Origin of the sequence: Photobacterium sp. DA100 (genome assembly GCF_029223585.1) — a bacterium.
Taxonomy (GTDB): domain Bacteria; phylum Pseudomonadota; class Gammaproteobacteria; order Enterobacterales; family Vibrionaceae; genus Photobacterium.
This window is the reverse complement of sequence record NZ_CP119423.1, coordinates 3,684,015-3,699,484: the sequence shown is the minus strand read 5'-3', so window position 1 is coordinate 3,699,484 and position 15,470 is coordinate 3,684,015. Positions and strand designations below refer to the sequence as shown.

Here is a 15,470-nt window from a genome sequence, read left to right as displayed (position 1 = left end):
ATTTGGGAGCCATTTTCTTATGCATCCGCTGAAAACAATTGTCAGTTGGTCTTCTGGCAAGGACTCGACCTTGACCTTAATCCGTTTGCTCGATGATACCCGCTATGAGGTGGTTGGCCTTTTTACTACCTATGTTGAGGATGAAGTCCCTTTTCAGGCGACCCCTCTAGAGGTTGTTCGAGCCCAAGCAGCGCTCACAGGGTTGCCACTAGTTGAAATCCCACTGCCCGCGGTGTTTCCTTCAAACGAGGTTTATCAGTCTTTGGTCATTGAAGGGCTGAGCAAAAGTGGGTTGGCAATAGAGGCTGTAGCCTTTGGTGATATGTTCTGCAATGGGATAGCCGACTACCGCCGTAGTTATATCGAGCCTGCCGGCTGGCAGTGTCTATTCCCGTTGATGGGGCAAGACAGTCGTTTACTGGCTGATGAAATACTGCAGCGCGGGATTAAAACCTTACTGACTACGATTGACACCAGCCAATTGGATGGAAGGTTCTGTGGTCAGTGGTATAGCCGAGCGCTTATCGATTCATTACCAGCCGGTGTCGATCCGTGTGGAGAGGATGGTGAATTCCATACCTTGGTGGTTGAAGCGCCATGTTTTCAACGGAACTTGGCGATTGAATTGACGGGGATAGAAAGACAGAGCCGTTTTCATTATCAGCGTTATTGTCTAGTGTAAAAATAACCGTGGTTATTTTGGTGAAGGCTTAAATTCGCAGTATGATGTTGCCCCTTGTGAGTGATACGGCAGAGAATAAGAGTGAAGCGGGTACTGATTTTTGATTCAGGTGTAGGTGGGCTTTCCGTATATCAGGAAATATATGCGCAGTTACCTAACGTTCACTATATCTATGCATTCGATGATGCGGCTTTTCCCTATGGTGAATTACTCGAAGAAGAGCTCATAGAACGTACCAGGCATCTTGTCTCGCTATTAGTTGAGCGACACAATGTCGATTTAGTGGTTGTGGCCTGTAATACTGCCAGTACGGTTGTGCTGCCGACACTCCGTGAGTGTTTGGCGATTCCGGTTGTTGGCGTCGTGCCGGCAATCAAACCAGCGGCAACTCTTAGCAAGCGTAAGGTAATTGGCCTATTGGCGACACCTGCTACGGTTCAACGTGAATATACTGATTTACTCATCAGCCAATTTGCCAGTCATTGTGAGGTGTTGAGAATTGGGTCAACCCGCTTGGTCGAAATAGCTGAGCAAAAACTTCGTGGCCAAGCTGTTTCCATTTCTGAGCTTAAGGTGATCTTAGCGCCTTGGCACGATAAGGTTGATTGTATTGTATTAGGGTGTACTCATTTTCCACTAATTAAAGAGGAAATTTCACAAGCCCTAGATGGTGGTGTGATTATTATTGATTCTGGACGAGCTATCGCCAATCGGGTGAAGGATTTGTTAGGGGAAATAACAACCGCCTGTAATGAGTCCAACCTTACATACAAAAGTGCCGCTGGTAACAACACAGCGGCACTCGATAGAAGCTTGGCAACAATGCATTTAGGACCGGTTAGATCTCTGCATTATCCTCGCTTTTAGGTTCATTTGCCTCGCGGACTTTCAAAGTACGTTGGCCATACTCCTTGTCATTTAATTGAGCAATGGCGTTTTCTGCATCGCTGCTGCTCATCACGACAAAGCCAAATCCCCGCCTTTTACCTGTTCGCTTATCTTTCATTAGGCGAACAGCAAAGACTTCACCATGTTCAGAAAATAACTTCTTCACTTCACTTTCATTGGCTCGGTACGGCAGGTTGCCAACATAAAGGGTTTTACTAGCCTGAGATGAAGCTTGCTCTACAGAGGAATTTTGAGTTGGAATAAGGGGCAGGATAAGAGCAGTACAAATAGCGCCAAGAGCAAAGGCAATACCGGGCAGGATGGGAAGGAAACTAAATACTAGGCCCCCAACAACGGCGATTGCGAGAACCGGCATAAGAGATTGTTTGGATAATTTCATAAGTTAACTACATCGTCATAAGAAAAATAAGAAGGCGTTATTGGTTATTTTAACAACAAAGTCACATTGATATTACTTTCATTGACTTGGAATTGCTAGATAGTGAATGTGACGGCCCTCTAATGTTGAAATTAGAGGCGTTTATCTCACATTAGTAGAAATAATCGCCGGGTGGGAGTTTTTTTGAAAAAAACACTTGTCAGAGTGATTCAAGTCTCTATAATGCCGCCTCACCGACACGGAGTACGGCGAGTTAAGCCGGCGACGTAGCGGATTGTTCTTTAACAATTTGACCATGCAATCTGTGTGGGCACTCGTGAAATGATAGTCAAAAAGAATTATCAATGAAACTGAGTGACCAAATCGAATCGCAAGATTCGGCACAGTCAATTCATTCATTACTTCGGTAATGGATTAACAGTATTCATTGAGCCAAAACTTTAATTGAAGAGTTTGATCATGGCTCAGATTGAACGCTGGCGGCAGGCCTAACACATGCAAGTCGAGCGGCAGCGACATGACTGAACCTTCGGGGGACGTTATGGGCGGCGAGCGGCGGACGGGTGAGTAATGCCTGGGAATATGCCCTGATGTGGGGGATAACCATTGGAAACGATGGCTAATACCGCATAATCTCTTCGGAGCAAAGAGGGGGACCTTCGGGCCTCTCGCGTCAGGATTAGCCCAGGTGAGATTAGCTAGTTGGTGAGGTAAGAGCTCACCAAGGCGACGATCTCTAGCTGGTCTGAGAGGATGATCAGCCACACTGGAACTGAGACACGGTCCAGACTCCTACGGGAGGCAGCAGTGGGGAATATTGCACAATGGGGGAAACCCTGATGCAGCCATGCCGCGTGTGTGAAGAAGGCCTTCGGGTTGTAAAGCACTTTCAGTTGTGAGGAAGGCGTTGTCGTTAATAGCGGCAGCGTTTGACGTTAGCAACAGAAGAAGCACCGGCTAACTCCGTGCCAGCAGCCGCGGTAATACGGAGGGTGCGAGCGTTAATCGGAATTACTGGGCGTAAAGCGCATGCAGGCGGCTTGTTAAGCCAGATGTGAAAGCCCGGGGCTCAACCTCGGAATAGCATTTGGAACTGTCAGGCTAGAGTCTTGTAGAGGGGGGTAGAATTTCAGGTGTAGCGGTGAAATGCGTAGAGATCTGAAGGAATACCGGTGGCGAAGGCGGCCCCCTGGACAAAGACTGACGCTCAGATGCGAAAGCGTGGGGAGCAAACAGGATTAGATACCCTGGTAGTCCACGCCGTAAACGATGTCTACTTGGAGGTTGGTGTCTTGAACACTGGCTTTCGGAGCTAACGCGTTAAGTAGACCGCCTGGGGAGTACGGTCGCAAGATTAAAACTCAAATGAATTGACGGGGGCCCGCACAAGCGGTGGAGCATGTGGTTTAATTCGATGCAACGCGAAGAACCTTACCTACTCTTGACATCCAGAGAACTTTCCAGAGATGGATTGGTGCCTTCGGGAACTCTGAGACAGGTGCTGCATGGCTGTCGTCAGCTCGTGTTGTGAAATGTTGGGTTAAGTCCCGCAACGAGCGCAACCCTTATCCTTGTTTGCCAGCACTTCGGGTGGGAACTCCAGGGAGACTGCCGGTGATAAACCGGAGGAAGGTGGGGACGACGTCAAGTCATCATGGCCCTTACGAGTAGGGCTACACACGTGCTACAATGGCGTATACAGAGGGCTGCCAACTTGCGAGAGTGAGCGAATCCCAGAAAGTACGTCGTAGTCCGGATTGGAGTCTGCAACTCGACTCCATGAAGTCGGAATCGCTAGTAATCGTGGATCAGAATGCCACGGTGAATACGTTCCCGGGCCTTGTACACACCGCCCGTCACACCATGGGAGTGGGCTGCACCAGAAGTAGATAGCTTAACCTTCGGGAGGGCGTTTACCACGGTGTGGTTCATGACTGGGGTGAAGTCGTAACAAGGTAGCCCTAGGGGAACCTGGGGCTGGATCACCTCCTTAACGATATGACTGCGTTTTATGCAGTGTCCACACAGATTGCTTGGTTAATAGTAAAAGACAACATAGTGTCCCATTCGTCTAGAGGCCTAGGACACCGCCCTTTCACGGCGGTAACAGGGGTTCGACTCCCCTATGGGACGCCACTTTCTAAGGTTTTTTCCTTAAGAATCTTTAGAAAGTGGATGTCGAAAGACAAACACATGCTCTTTAACAATCTGGAAAGCTGACTAGTAAATTCAATCGATAGATTGATTTATTTTGTTCTTCTTTATGAAGAACGAGTTCTCAAGCAAAACACATTCGAGTGTCTTGTGTAAGAGTCCGGCGAAACACAGTTCATCATACTCAGATGAACAACCTTGGTTGTTGAGCCATACGAAAGACCTCTTGGGGTTGTATGGTTAAGTGACTAAGCGTACACGGTGGATGCCTGGGCAGTCAGAGGCGATGAAGGACGTGCTAACCTGCGATAAGCCAAGAGAAGATGGTAAGAATCACTATACTCTTGGATTTCCGAATGGGGAAACCCAGCTGCATAAGCAGTTATCGTAACGTGAATACATAGCGTTGCGAGGCGAACCGGGGGAACTGAAACATCTAAGTACCCCGAGGAAGAGAAATCAACCGAGATTCCGGCAGTAGCGGCGAGCGAACCCGGATTAGCCCTTAAGCTAGTTTTGCGTCAGGTGAATGTGCTGGAAAGCACAGCGATACAGGGTGATAGCCCCGTAACCGGTAGCGCATTATCAGTGAAAACGAGTAGGACGGGACACGTGTTATCTTGTCTGAAGATGGGGGGACCATCCTCCAAGGCTAAATACTCCTGACTGACCGATAGTGAACCAGTACCGTGAGGGAAAGGCGAAAAGAACCCCTGTGAGGGGAGTGAAATAGAACCTGAAACCGTGTACGTACAAGCAGTAGGAGCCCTTCGGGGTGACTGCGTACCTTTTGTATAATGGGTCAGCGACTTAATTTTAGTAGCAAGGTTAACCGATTAGGGGAGCCGTAGGGAAACCGAGTCTTAACTGGGCGTACAGTTGCTAGGATTAGACCCGAAACCAGGTGATCTAGCCATGGGCAGGTTGAAGGTGAGGTAACACTTACTGGAGGACCGAACCGACTAATGTTGAAAAATTAGCGGATGACTTGTGGCTAGGGGTGAAAGGCCAATCAAACCTGGAGATAGCTGGTTCTCCCCGAAAGCTATTTAGGTAGCGCCTCGGACGAATACTACTGGGGGTAGAGCACTGTTAAGGCTAGGGGGTCATCCCGACTTACCAACCCTTTGCAAACTCCGAATACCAGTAAGTACTATCCGGGAGACACACGGCGGGTGCTAACGTCCGTCGTGGAGAGGGAAACAACCCAGACCGCCAGCTAAGGTCCCAAAGTTATAGCTAAGTGGGAAACGATGTGGGAAGGCTCAGACAGCCAGGATGTTGGCTTAGAAGCAGCCATCATTTAAAGAAAGCGTAATAGCTCACTGGTCGAGTCGGCCTGCGCGGAAGATTTAACGGGGCTAAGCTATACACCGAAGCTGCGGCAATGCATTTTATGTATTGGGTAGGGGAGCGTTCTGTAAGCGGTTGAAGGTGCATCGTAAGGTGTGCTGGACGTATCAGAAGTGCGAATGCTGACATGAGTAACGATAAAGGGAGTGAAAAACTCCCTCGCCGGAAGACCAAGGGTTCCTGTCCAACGTTAATCGGGGCAGGGTGAGTCGACCCCTAAGGCGAGGCCGAAAGGCGTAGTCGATGGGAAACGGGTTAATATTCCCGTACTTCTTACTATTGCGATGGGGGGACGGAGAAGGCTAGGTGGGCCTGGCGACGGTTGTCCAGGTTCAAGGGTGTAGGCTGTAATCTTAGGCAAATCCGGGATTACCTAAGGCTGAGACCCGATGTCGAGCCGCTACGGCGGTGAAGTCATTGATGCCATGCTTCCGGGAAAAGCCTCTAAGCTTCAGATAGTAAGGAATCGTACCCCAAACCGACACAGGTGGTCGGGTAGAGAATACCAAGGCGCTTGAGAGAACTCGGGTGAAGGAACTAGGCAAAATGGTACCGTAACTTCGGGAGAAGGTACGCTGCCGGCGGTGAAGAGACTTGCTCTTGGAGCTGCTGGCAGTCGCAGATACCAGGTGGCTGCAACTGTTTATTAAAAACACAGCACTGTGCAAAATCGAAAGATGACGTATACGGTGTGACGCCTGCCCGGTGCCGGAAGGTTAATTGATGGGGTTAGACTTCGGTCGAAGCTCTTGATCGAAGCCCCGGTAAACGGCGGCCGTAACTATAACGGTCCTAAGGTAGCGAAATTCCTTGTCGGGTAAGTTCCGACCTGCACGAATGGCGTAATGATGGCCACGCTGTCTCCACCCGAGACTCAGTGAAATTGAAATCGCAGTGAAGATGCTGCGTACCCGCGGCTAGACGGAAAGACCCCGTGAACCTTTACTACAGCTTGGCACTGAACATTGACCCTACATGTGTAGGATAGGTGGGAGGCTTTGAAACCAGCACGCCAGTGTTGGTGGAGCCGTCCTTGAAATACCACCCTTGTAGTGTTGATGTTCTAACGTCGCCCCGTTATCCGGGGTGCGGACAGTGCCTGGTGGGTAGTTTGACTGGGGCGGTCTCCTCCCAAAGCGTAACGGAGGAGCACGAAGGTGGGCTAATCACGGTCGGACATCGTGAGGTTAGTGCAATGGCATAAGCCCGCTTGACTGCGAGAATGACGGTTCGAGCAGGTGCGAAAGCAGGTCATAGTGATCCGGTGGTTCTGTATGGAAGGGCCATCGCTCAACGGATAAAAGGTACTCCGGGGATAACAGGCTGATACCGCCCAAGAGTTCATATCGACGGCGGTGTTTGGCACCTCGATGTCGGCTCATCACATCCTGGGGCTGAAGTCGGTCCCAAGGGTATGGCTGTTCGCCATTTAAAGTGGTACGCGAGCTGGGTTTAGAACGTCGTGAGACAGTTCGGTCCCTATCTGCCGTGGGCGTTGGATGATTGAGAGGGGCTGCTCCTAGTACGAGAGGACCGGAGTGGACGAACCTCTGGTGTTCGGGTTGTGTCGCCAGACGCATTGCCCGGTAGCTAAGTTCGGAATCGATAACCGCTGAAAGCATCTAAGCGGGAAGCGAGCCTCAAGATGAGTCATCCCTGAACCTATAAGGTTCCTGAAGGGTTGTTGGAGACTACGACGTAGATAGGCAGGGTGTGTAAGCGTTGTGAGGCGTTGAGCTAACCTGTACTAATTGCCCGTGAGGCTTAACCATACAACACCCAAGGGGTTTTAACGGACTCCATGAGCACTTGAATGTAGTGCGAGAACATCAGCTTTCTAAGATTGTAAGAATTTGCTTGGCGACCATAGCATTATGGACCCACCTGATCCCATGCCGAACTCAGCAGTGAAACGTAATAGCGCCGATGGTAGTGTGGGGCCTCCCCATGTGAGAGTAGGACATCGCCAGGCTTGAATTACGGATAAGCCCGCTGGGTTCAGCGGGCTTTTCTTTCGCTCCGACTGATTGCAATGTGAGCGACGTCAACAGAAGGTTTTTACTTTTTCGCCAACTGCGAAAAAAGATGAAAATTTTGTCTTGACTGGATATCAGAAACGCGTATTATACGCCTCCTGACTTGCTGAGACGCGAAGTGCCAAGGCATTGAAAGTCAACGTTCTTTAACAATTTGACCATGCAATCTGTGTGGGCACTCGTGAAATGATAGTCAAAAAGAATTATCAATGAAACTGAGTGACCAAATCGAATCGCAAGATTCGGCACAGTCAATTCATTCATTACTTCGGTAATGGATTAACAGTATTCATTGAGCCAAAACTTTAATTGAAGAGTTTGATCATGGCTCAGATTGAACGCTGGCGGCAGGCCTAACACATGCAAGTCGAGCGGCAGCGACATAACTGAACCTTCGGGGGACGTTATGGGCGGCGAGCGGCGGACGGGTGAGTAATGCCTGGGAATATGCCCTGATGTGGGGGATAACCATTGGAAACGATGGCTAATACCGCATAATCTCTTCGGAGCAAAGAGGGGGACCTTCGGGCCTCTCGCGTCAGGATTAGCCCAGGTGAGATTAGCTAGTTGGTGAGGTAAGAGCTCACCAAGGCGACGATCTCTAGCTGGTCTGAGAGGATGATCAGCCACACTGGAACTGAGACACGGTCCAGACTCCTACGGGAGGCAGCAGTGGGGAATATTGCACAATGGGGGAAACCCTGATGCAGCCATGCCGCGTGTGTGAAGAAGGCCTTCGGGTTGTAAAGCACTTTCAGTTGTGAGGAAGGCGTTGTCGTTAATAGCGGCAGTGTTTGACGTTAGCAACAGAAGAAGCACCGGCTAACTCCGTGCCAGCAGCCGCGGTAATACGGAGGGTGCGAGCGTTAATCGGAATTACTGGGCGTAAAGCGCATGCAGGCGGCTTGTTAAGCCAGATGTGAAAGCCCGGGGCTCAACCTCGGAATAGCATTTGGAACTGTCAGGCTAGAGTCTTGTAGAGGGGGGTAGAATTTCAGGTGTAGCGGTGAAATGCGTAGAGATCTGAAGGAATACCGGTGGCGAAGGCGGCCCCCTGGACAAAGACTGACGCTCAGATGCGAAAGCGTGGGGAGCAAACAGGATTAGATACCCTGGTAGTCCACGCCGTAAACGATGTCTACTTGGAGGTTGGTGTCTTGAACACTGGCTTTCGGAGCTAACGCGTTAAGTAGACCGCCTGGGGAGTACGGTCGCAAGATTAAAACTCAAATGAATTGACGGGGGCCCGCACAAGCGGTGGAGCATGTGGTTTAATTCGATGCAACGCGAAGAACCTTACCTACTCTTGACATCCAGAGAACTTTCCAGAGATGGATTGGTGCCTTCGGGAACTCTGAGACAGGTGCTGCATGGCTGTCGTCAGCTCGTGTTGTGAAATGTTGGGTTAAGTCCCGCAACGAGCGCAACCCTTATCCTTGTTTGCCAGCACTTCGGGTGGGAACTCCAGGGAGACTGCCGGTGATAAACCGGAGGAAGGTGGGGACGACGTCAAGTCATCATGGCCCTTACGAGTAGGGCTACACACGTGCTACAATGGCGTATACAGAGGGCTGCCAACTTGCGAGAGTGAGCGAATCCCAGAAAGTACGTCGTAGTCCGGATTGGAGTCTGCAACTCGACTCCATGAAGTCGGAATCGCTAGTAATCGTGGATCAGAATGCCACGGTGAATACGTTCCCGGGCCTTGTACACACCGCCCGTCACACCATGGGAGTGGGCTGCACCAGAAGTAGATAGCTTAACCTTCGGGAGGGCGTTTACCACGGTGTGGTTCATGACTGGGGTGAAGTCGTAACAAGGTAGCCCTAGGGGAACCTGGGGCTGGATCACCTCCTTAACGATATGACTGCGTTTTACGCAGTGTCCACACAGATTGCTTGGTCGAAAAGTAGAGAACATGTTCAGGTACCCAAACCTGAAAAAAACTTGTGTTCCGGTATGATGTCGCTTCTCGCAAGCTCGTCACTCCGCTTACACAAAGTTAGCGAAATGTATTTCGCTGACAAACTTTGTGTCCCATTCGTCTAGAGGCCTAGGACACCGCCCTTTCACGGCGGTAACAGGGGTTCGACTCCCCTATGGGACGCCACGGGTCGTTAGCTCAGTTGGTAGAGCAGTTGACTTTTAATCAATTGGTCGCAGGTTCGAATCCTGCACGACCCACCATCTTCTCCTTTGAAGATGTAAAACATCGGAGGGCGATTAGCTCAGTTGGGAGAGCACCTCCCTTACAAGGAGGGGGTCACTGGTTCGAGCCCGGTATCGCCCACCACTCTCTAATCATTTTCTGCACGGATACGCAGATTCAATGAAGGTTAACTTTGTTGAGTCCGCTTTTTTGCCGCCTGCGCGGCCCGGCCGAAATTAATTAGAAAGTGGTTTCGATACCTATTTATTTAGGTAAACAAACACATGCTCTTTAACAATCTGGAAAGCTGACTAGTAAATTCAATCGATAGATTGATTTATTTTGTTCTTCTTTATGAAGAACGAGTTCTCAAGCAACACACATTCAAGTGTCTTGTGTAAGAGTCCGGCGAAACACAGTTCATCATACTCAGATGAACAACCTTGGTTGTTGAGCCATACGAACAGACCCCTTGGGGTTGTATGGTTAAGTGACTAAGCGTACACGGTGGATGCCTGGGCAGTCAGAGGCGATGAAGGACGTGCTAACCTGCGATAAGCCAAGAGAAGATGGTAAGAATCACTATACTCTTGGATTTCCGAATGGGGAAACCCAGCTGCATAAGCAGTTATCGTAACGTGAATACATAGCGTTGCGAGGCGAACCGGGGGAACTGAAACATCTAAGTACCCCGAGGAAGAGAAATCAACCGAGATTCCGGCAGTAGCGGCGAGCGAACCCGGATTAGCCCTTAAGCTAGTTTTGCGTCAGGTGAATGTGCTGGAAAGCACAGCGATACAGGGTGATAGCCCCGTAACCGGTAGCGCATTATCAGTGAAAACGAGTAGGACGGGACACGTGTTATCTTGTCTGAAGATGGGGGGACCATCCTCCAAGGCTAAATACTCCTGACTGACCGATAGTGAACCAGTACCGTGAGGGAAAGGCGAAAAGAACCCCTGTGAGGGGAGTGAAATAGAACCTGAAACCGTGTACGTACAAGCAGTAGGAGCCCTTCGGGGTGACTGCGTACCTTTTGTATAATGGGTCAGCGACTTAATTTTAGTAGCAAGGTTAACCGATTAGGGGAGCCGTAGGGAAACCGAGTCTTAACTGGGCGTACAGTTGCTAGGATTAGACCCGAAACCAGGTGATCTAGCCATGGGCAGGTTGAAGGTGAGGTAACACTTACTGGAGGACCGAACCGACTAATGTTGAAAAATTAGCGGATGACTTGTGGCTAGGGGTGAAAGGCCAATCAAACCTGGAGATAGCTGGTTCTCCCCGAAAGCTATTTAGGTAGCGCCTCGGACGAATACTACTGGGGGTAGAGCACTGTTAAGGCTAGGGGGTCATCCCGACTTACCAACCCTTTGCAAACTCCGAATACCAGTAAGTACTATCCGGGAGACACACGGCGGGTGCTAACGTCCGTCGTGGAGAGGGAAACAACCCAGACCGCCAGCTAAGGTCCCAAAGTTATAGCTAAGTGGGAAACGATGTGGGAAGGCTCAGACAGCCAGGATGTTGGCTTAGAAGCAGCCATCATTTAAAGAAAGCGTAATAGCTCACTGGTCGAGTCGGCCTGCGCGGAAGATTTAACGGGGCTAAGCTATACACCGAAGCTGCGGCAATGCATTTTATGTATTGGGTAGGGGAGCGTTCTGTAAGCGGTTGAAGGTGCATCGTAAGGTGTGCTGGACGTATCAGAAGTGCGAATGCTGACATGAGTAACGATAAAGGGAGTGAAAAACTCCCTCGCCGGAAGACCAAGGGTTCCTGTCCAACGTTAATCGGGGCAGGGTGAGTCGACCCCTAAGGCGAGGCCGAAAGGCGTAGTCGATGGGAAACGGGTTAATATTCCCGTACTTCTTACTATTGCGATGGGGGGACGGAGAAGGCTAGGTGGGCCTGGCGACGGTTGTCCAGGTTCAAGGGTGTAGGCTGTAATCTTAGGCAAATCCGGGATTACCTAAGGCTGAGACCCGATGTCGAGCCGCTACGGCGGTGAAGTCATTGATGCCATGCTTCCGGGAAAAGCCTCTAAGCTTCAGATAGTAAGGAATCGTACCCCAAACCGACACAGGTGGTCGGGTAGAGAATACCAAGGCGCTTGAGAGAACTCGGGTGAAGGAACTAGGCAAAATGGTACCGTAACTTCGGGAGAAGGTACGCTGCCGGCGGTGAAGAGACTTGCTCTTGGAGCTGCTGGCAGTCGCAGATACCAGGTGGCTGCAACTGTTTATTAAAAACACAGCACTGTGCAAAATCGAAAGATGACGTATACGGTGTGACGCCTGCCCGGTGCCGGAAGGTTAATTGATGGGGTTAGACTTCGGTCGAAGCTCTTGATCGAAGCCCCGGTAAACGGCGGCCGTAACTATAACGGTCCTAAGGTAGCGAAATTCCTTGTCGGGTAAGTTCCGACCTGCACGAATGGCGTAATGATGGCCACGCTGTCTCCACCCGAGACTCAGTGAAATTGAAATCGCAGTGAAGATGCTGCGTACCCGCGGCTAGACGGAAAGACCCCGTGAACCTTTACTACAGCTTGGCACTGAACATTGACCCTACATGTGTAGGATAGGTGGGAGGCTTTGAAACCAGCACGCCAGTGTTGGTGGAGCCGTCCTTGAAATACCACCCTTGTAGTGTTGATGTTCTAACGTCGCCCCGTTATCCGGGGTGCGGACAGTGCCTGGTGGGTAGTTTGACTGGGGCGGTCTCCTCCCAAAGCGTAACGGAGGAGCACGAAGGTGGGCTAATCACGGTCGGACATCGTGAGGTTAGTGCAATGGCATAAGCCCGCTTGACTGCGAGAATGACGGTTCGAGCAGGTGCGAAAGCAGGTCATAGTGATCCGGTGGTTCTGTATGGAAGGGCCATCGCTCAACGGATAAAAGGTACTCCGGGGATAACAGGCTGATACCGCCCAAGAGTTCATATCGACGGCGGTGTTTGGCACCTCGATGTCGGCTCATCACATCCTGGGGCTGAAGTCGGTCCCAAGGGTATGGCTGTTCGCCATTTAAAGTGGTACGCGAGCTGGGTTTAGAACGTCGTGAGACAGTTCGGTCCCTATCTGCCGTGGGCGTTGGATGATTGAGAGGGGCTGCTCCTAGTACGAGAGGACCGGAGTGGACGAACCTCTGGTGTTCGGGTTGTGTCGCCAGACGCATTGCCCGGTAGCTAAGTTCGGAATCGATAACCGCTGAAAGCATCTAAGCGGGAAGCGAGCCTCAAGATGAGTCATCCCTGAACCTATAAGGTTCCTGAAGGGTTGTTGGAGACTACGACGTAGATAGGCAGGGTGTGTAAGCGTTGTGAGGCGTTGAGCTAACCTGTACTAATTGCCCGTGAGGCTTAACCATACAACACCCAAGGGGTTTTAACGGACTCCATGAGCACTTGAATGTAGTGCGAGAACATCAGCTTTCTAAGATTGTAAGAATTTTGCTTGGCGACCATAGCATTATGGACCCACCTGATCCCATGCCGAACTCAGCAGTGAAACGTAATAGCGCCGATGGTAGTGTGGGGCCTCCCCATGTGAGAGTAGGACATCGCCAGGCTTCCAATTTATTTTCACTTTTAAAAAAGTGAAGACAAATAGGGCACTTGCTTACAACGTAAGCAAGTCACCATAGAGCTTTAAGTTTTCTTAGAGTTTTATGTTGACTTTCAAAGTGAGTGGCGTATTATACGCGTCCTGCTTAAGTGCTAAGGCACTGAAAGGCAATATGTTCTTTAACAATTTGACCATGCAATCTGTGTGGGCACTCGTGAAATGATAGTCAAAAAGAATTATCAATGAAACTGAGTGACCAAATCGAATCGCAAGATTCGGCACAGTCAATTCATTCATTACTTCGGTAATGGATTAACAGTATTCATTGAGCCAAAACTTTAATTGAAGAGTTTGATCATGGCTCAGATTGAACGCTGGCGGCAGGCCTAACACATGCAAGTCGAGCGGCAGCGACATGACTGAACCTTCGGGGGACGTTATGGGCGGCGAGCGGCGGACGGGTGAGTAATGCCTGGGAATATGCCCTGATGTGGGGGATAACCATTGGAAACGATGGCTAATACCGCATAATCTCTTCGGAGCAAAGAGGGGGACCTTCGGGCCTCTCGCGTCAGGATTAGCCCAGGTGAGATTAGCTAGTTGGTGAGGTAAGAGCTCACCAAGGCGACGATCTCTAGCTGGTCTGAGAGGATGATCAGCCACACTGGAACTGAGACACGGTCCAGACTCCTACGGGAGGCAGCAGTGGGGAATATTGCACAATGGGGGAAACCCTGATGCAGCCATGCCGCGTGTGTGAAGAAGGCCTTCGGGTTGTAAAGCACTTTCAGTTGTGAGGAAGGCATTGTCGTTAATAGCGGCAGTGTTTGACGTTAGCAACAGAAGAAGCACCGGCTAACTCCGTGCCAGCAGCCGCGGTAATACGGAGGGTGCGAGCGTTAATCGGAATTACTGGGCGTAAAGCGCATGCAGGCGGCTTGTTAAGCCAGATGTGAAAGCCCGGGGCTCAACCTCGGAATAGCATTTGGAACTGTCAGGCTAGAGTCTTGTAGAGGGGGGTAGAATTTCAGGTGTAGCGGTGAAATGCGTAGAGATCTGAAGGAATACCGGTGGCGAAGGCGGCCCCCTGGACAAAGACTGACGCTCAGATGCGAAAGCGTGGGGAGCAAACAGGATTAGATACCCTGGTAGTCCACGCCGTAAACGATGTCTACTTGGAGGTTGGTGTCTTGAACACTGGCTTTCGGAGCTAACGCGTTAAGTAGACCGCCTGGGGAGTACGGTCGCAAGATTAAAACTCAAATGAATTGACGGGGGCCCGCACAAGCGGTGGAGCATGTGGTTTAATTCGATGCAACGCGAAGAACCTTACCTACTCTTGACATCCAGAGAACTTTCCAGAGATGGATTGGTGCCTTCGGGAACTCTGAGACAGGTGCTGCATGGCTGTCGTCAGCTCGTGTTGTGAAATGTTGGGTTAAGTCCCGCAACGAGCGCAACCCTTATCCTTGTTTGCCAGCACTTCGGGTGGGAACTCCAGGGAGACTGCCGGTGATAAACCGGAGGAAGGTGGGGACGACGTCAAGTCATCATGGCCCTTACGAGTAGGGCTACACACGTGCTACAATGGCGTATACAGAGGGCTGCCAACTTGCGAGAGTGAGCGAATCCCAGAAAGTACGTCGTAGTCCGGATTGGAGTCTGCAACTCGACTCCATGAAGTCGGAATCGCTAGTAATCGTGGATCAGAATGCCACGGTGAATACGTTCCCGGGCCTTGTACACACCGCCCGTCACACCATGGGAGTGGGCTGCACCAGAAGTAGATAGCTTAACCTTCGGGAGGGCGTTTACCACGGTGTGGTTCATGACTGGGGTGAAGTCGTAACAAGGTAGCCCTAGGGGAACCTGGGGCTGGATCACCTCCTTAACGATATGACTGCGTTTTACGCAGTGTCCACACAGATTGCTTGGTTAATAGTAAAAGACAACATAGTGTCCCATTCGTCTAGAGGCCTAGGACACCGCCCTTTCACGGCGGTAACAGGGGTTCGACTCCCCTATGGGACGCCACTTTCTAAGGTTTTTTCCTTAAGAATCTTTAGAAAGTGGATGTCGAAAGACAAACACATGCTCTTTAACAATCTGGAAAGCTGACTAGTAAATTCAATCGATAGATTGATTTATTTTGTTCTTCTTTATGAAGAACGAGTTCTCAAGCAACACACATTCAAGTGTCTTGTGTAAGAGTCCGGCGAAACACAGTTCATCATACTCAG

At 50.4% G+C, this 15,470-nt stretch carries 3 protein-coding genes, 5 tRNA genes and 7 rRNA genes; 14 read left to right on the top strand and 1 reads right to left on the bottom strand.

Annotated features, from left to right (window positions below; all coding sequences use genetic code 11):
• The first annotated feature begins 19 nt into the window (after positions 1-19).
• Both PTW35_RS16875 and murI read left to right on the top strand, forming a co-directional pair.
• On the top strand, positions 20-682 hold the full coding sequence (locus tag PTW35_RS16875; RefSeq protein WP_281025914.1) for an adenine nucleotide alpha hydrolase: 663 nt from the start codon (positions 20-22) through the stop codon (positions 680-682).
• Between the two features lie 75 nt (positions 683-757).
• Positions 758-1,549, top strand: coding sequence for a glutamate racemase (gene murI, locus PTW35_RS16870; RefSeq protein ID WP_281027545.1), 792 nt, complete (start codon positions 758-760; stop codon positions 1,547-1,549).
• Here the strand turns inward: murI and PTW35_RS16865 are convergent.
• A complete protein-coding gene (locus PTW35_RS16865; RefSeq protein ID WP_281025913.1) occupies positions 1,521-1,970 on the bottom strand; it encodes an RNA-binding protein in 450 nt (149 codons plus the stop codon). The two genes, murI and PTW35_RS16865, sit on opposite strands and share 29 nt — an antisense overlap.
• A gap of 441 nt (positions 1,971-2,411) precedes the next feature.
• Here PTW35_RS16865 and PTW35_RS16860 point away from each other — a divergent pair.
• From PTW35_RS16860 to PTW35_RS16805, 12 genes are all read left to right on the top strand, one after another.
• Positions 2,412-3,963 (top strand): 16S ribosomal RNA (locus tag PTW35_RS16860).
• A gap of 67 nt (positions 3,964-4,030) precedes the next feature.
• Positions 4,031-4,106 (top strand) — tRNA-Glu (locus PTW35_RS16855).
• A 256-nt stretch (positions 4,107-4,362) separates the two neighbouring features.
• Positions 4,363-7,249: ribosomal RNA gene (locus tag PTW35_RS16850) — 23S ribosomal RNA — on the top strand.
• Positions 7,250-7,333: 84 nt separating this feature from the next.
• A 5S ribosomal RNA gene (gene rrf, locus PTW35_RS16845) occupies positions 7,334-7,449 on the top strand.
• Between the two features lie 370 nt (positions 7,450-7,819).
• Positions 7,820-9,371 (top strand): 16S ribosomal RNA (locus PTW35_RS16840).
• Between the two features lie 176 nt (positions 9,372-9,547).
• Positions 9,548-9,623: transfer RNA gene (locus tag PTW35_RS16835), tRNA-Glu, on the top strand.
• Between the two features lies 1 nt (position 9,624).
• Positions 9,625-9,700 (top strand) — tRNA-Lys (locus tag PTW35_RS16830).
• A 30-nt stretch (positions 9,701-9,730) separates the two neighbouring features.
• Positions 9,731-9,806: transfer RNA gene (locus tag PTW35_RS16825), tRNA-Val, on the top strand.
• Positions 9,807-10,146: 340 nt separating this feature from the next.
• Positions 10,147-13,033 (top strand): 23S ribosomal RNA (locus PTW35_RS16820).
• 85 nt (positions 13,034-13,118) lie between these two features.
• A 5S ribosomal RNA gene (gene rrf, locus PTW35_RS16815) occupies positions 13,119-13,234 on the top strand.
• A gap of 335 nt (positions 13,235-13,569) precedes the next feature.
• A 16S ribosomal RNA gene (locus tag PTW35_RS16810) occupies positions 13,570-15,121 on the top strand.
• The 16S, 23S and 5S rRNA genes sit together here with 5 tRNA genes alongside, the layout of an rRNA operon.
• A gap of 67 nt (positions 15,122-15,188) precedes the next feature.
• Positions 15,189-15,264, top strand: a tRNA-Glu gene (locus PTW35_RS16805).
• Positions 15,265-15,470: the final 206 nt, after the last annotated feature.

Coding starts and splice junctions, on each gene's coding strand:
- PTW35_RS16875 (WP_281025914.1), top strand. CDS start 20: ATGCATCCGCTGAAAACAATTGTCAGTTGGTCTTCTGGCAAGGACTCG.
- PTW35_RS16865 (WP_281025913.1), bottom strand. CDS start 1,970: ATGAAATTATCCAAACAATCTCTTATGCCGGTTCTCGCAATCGCCGTT.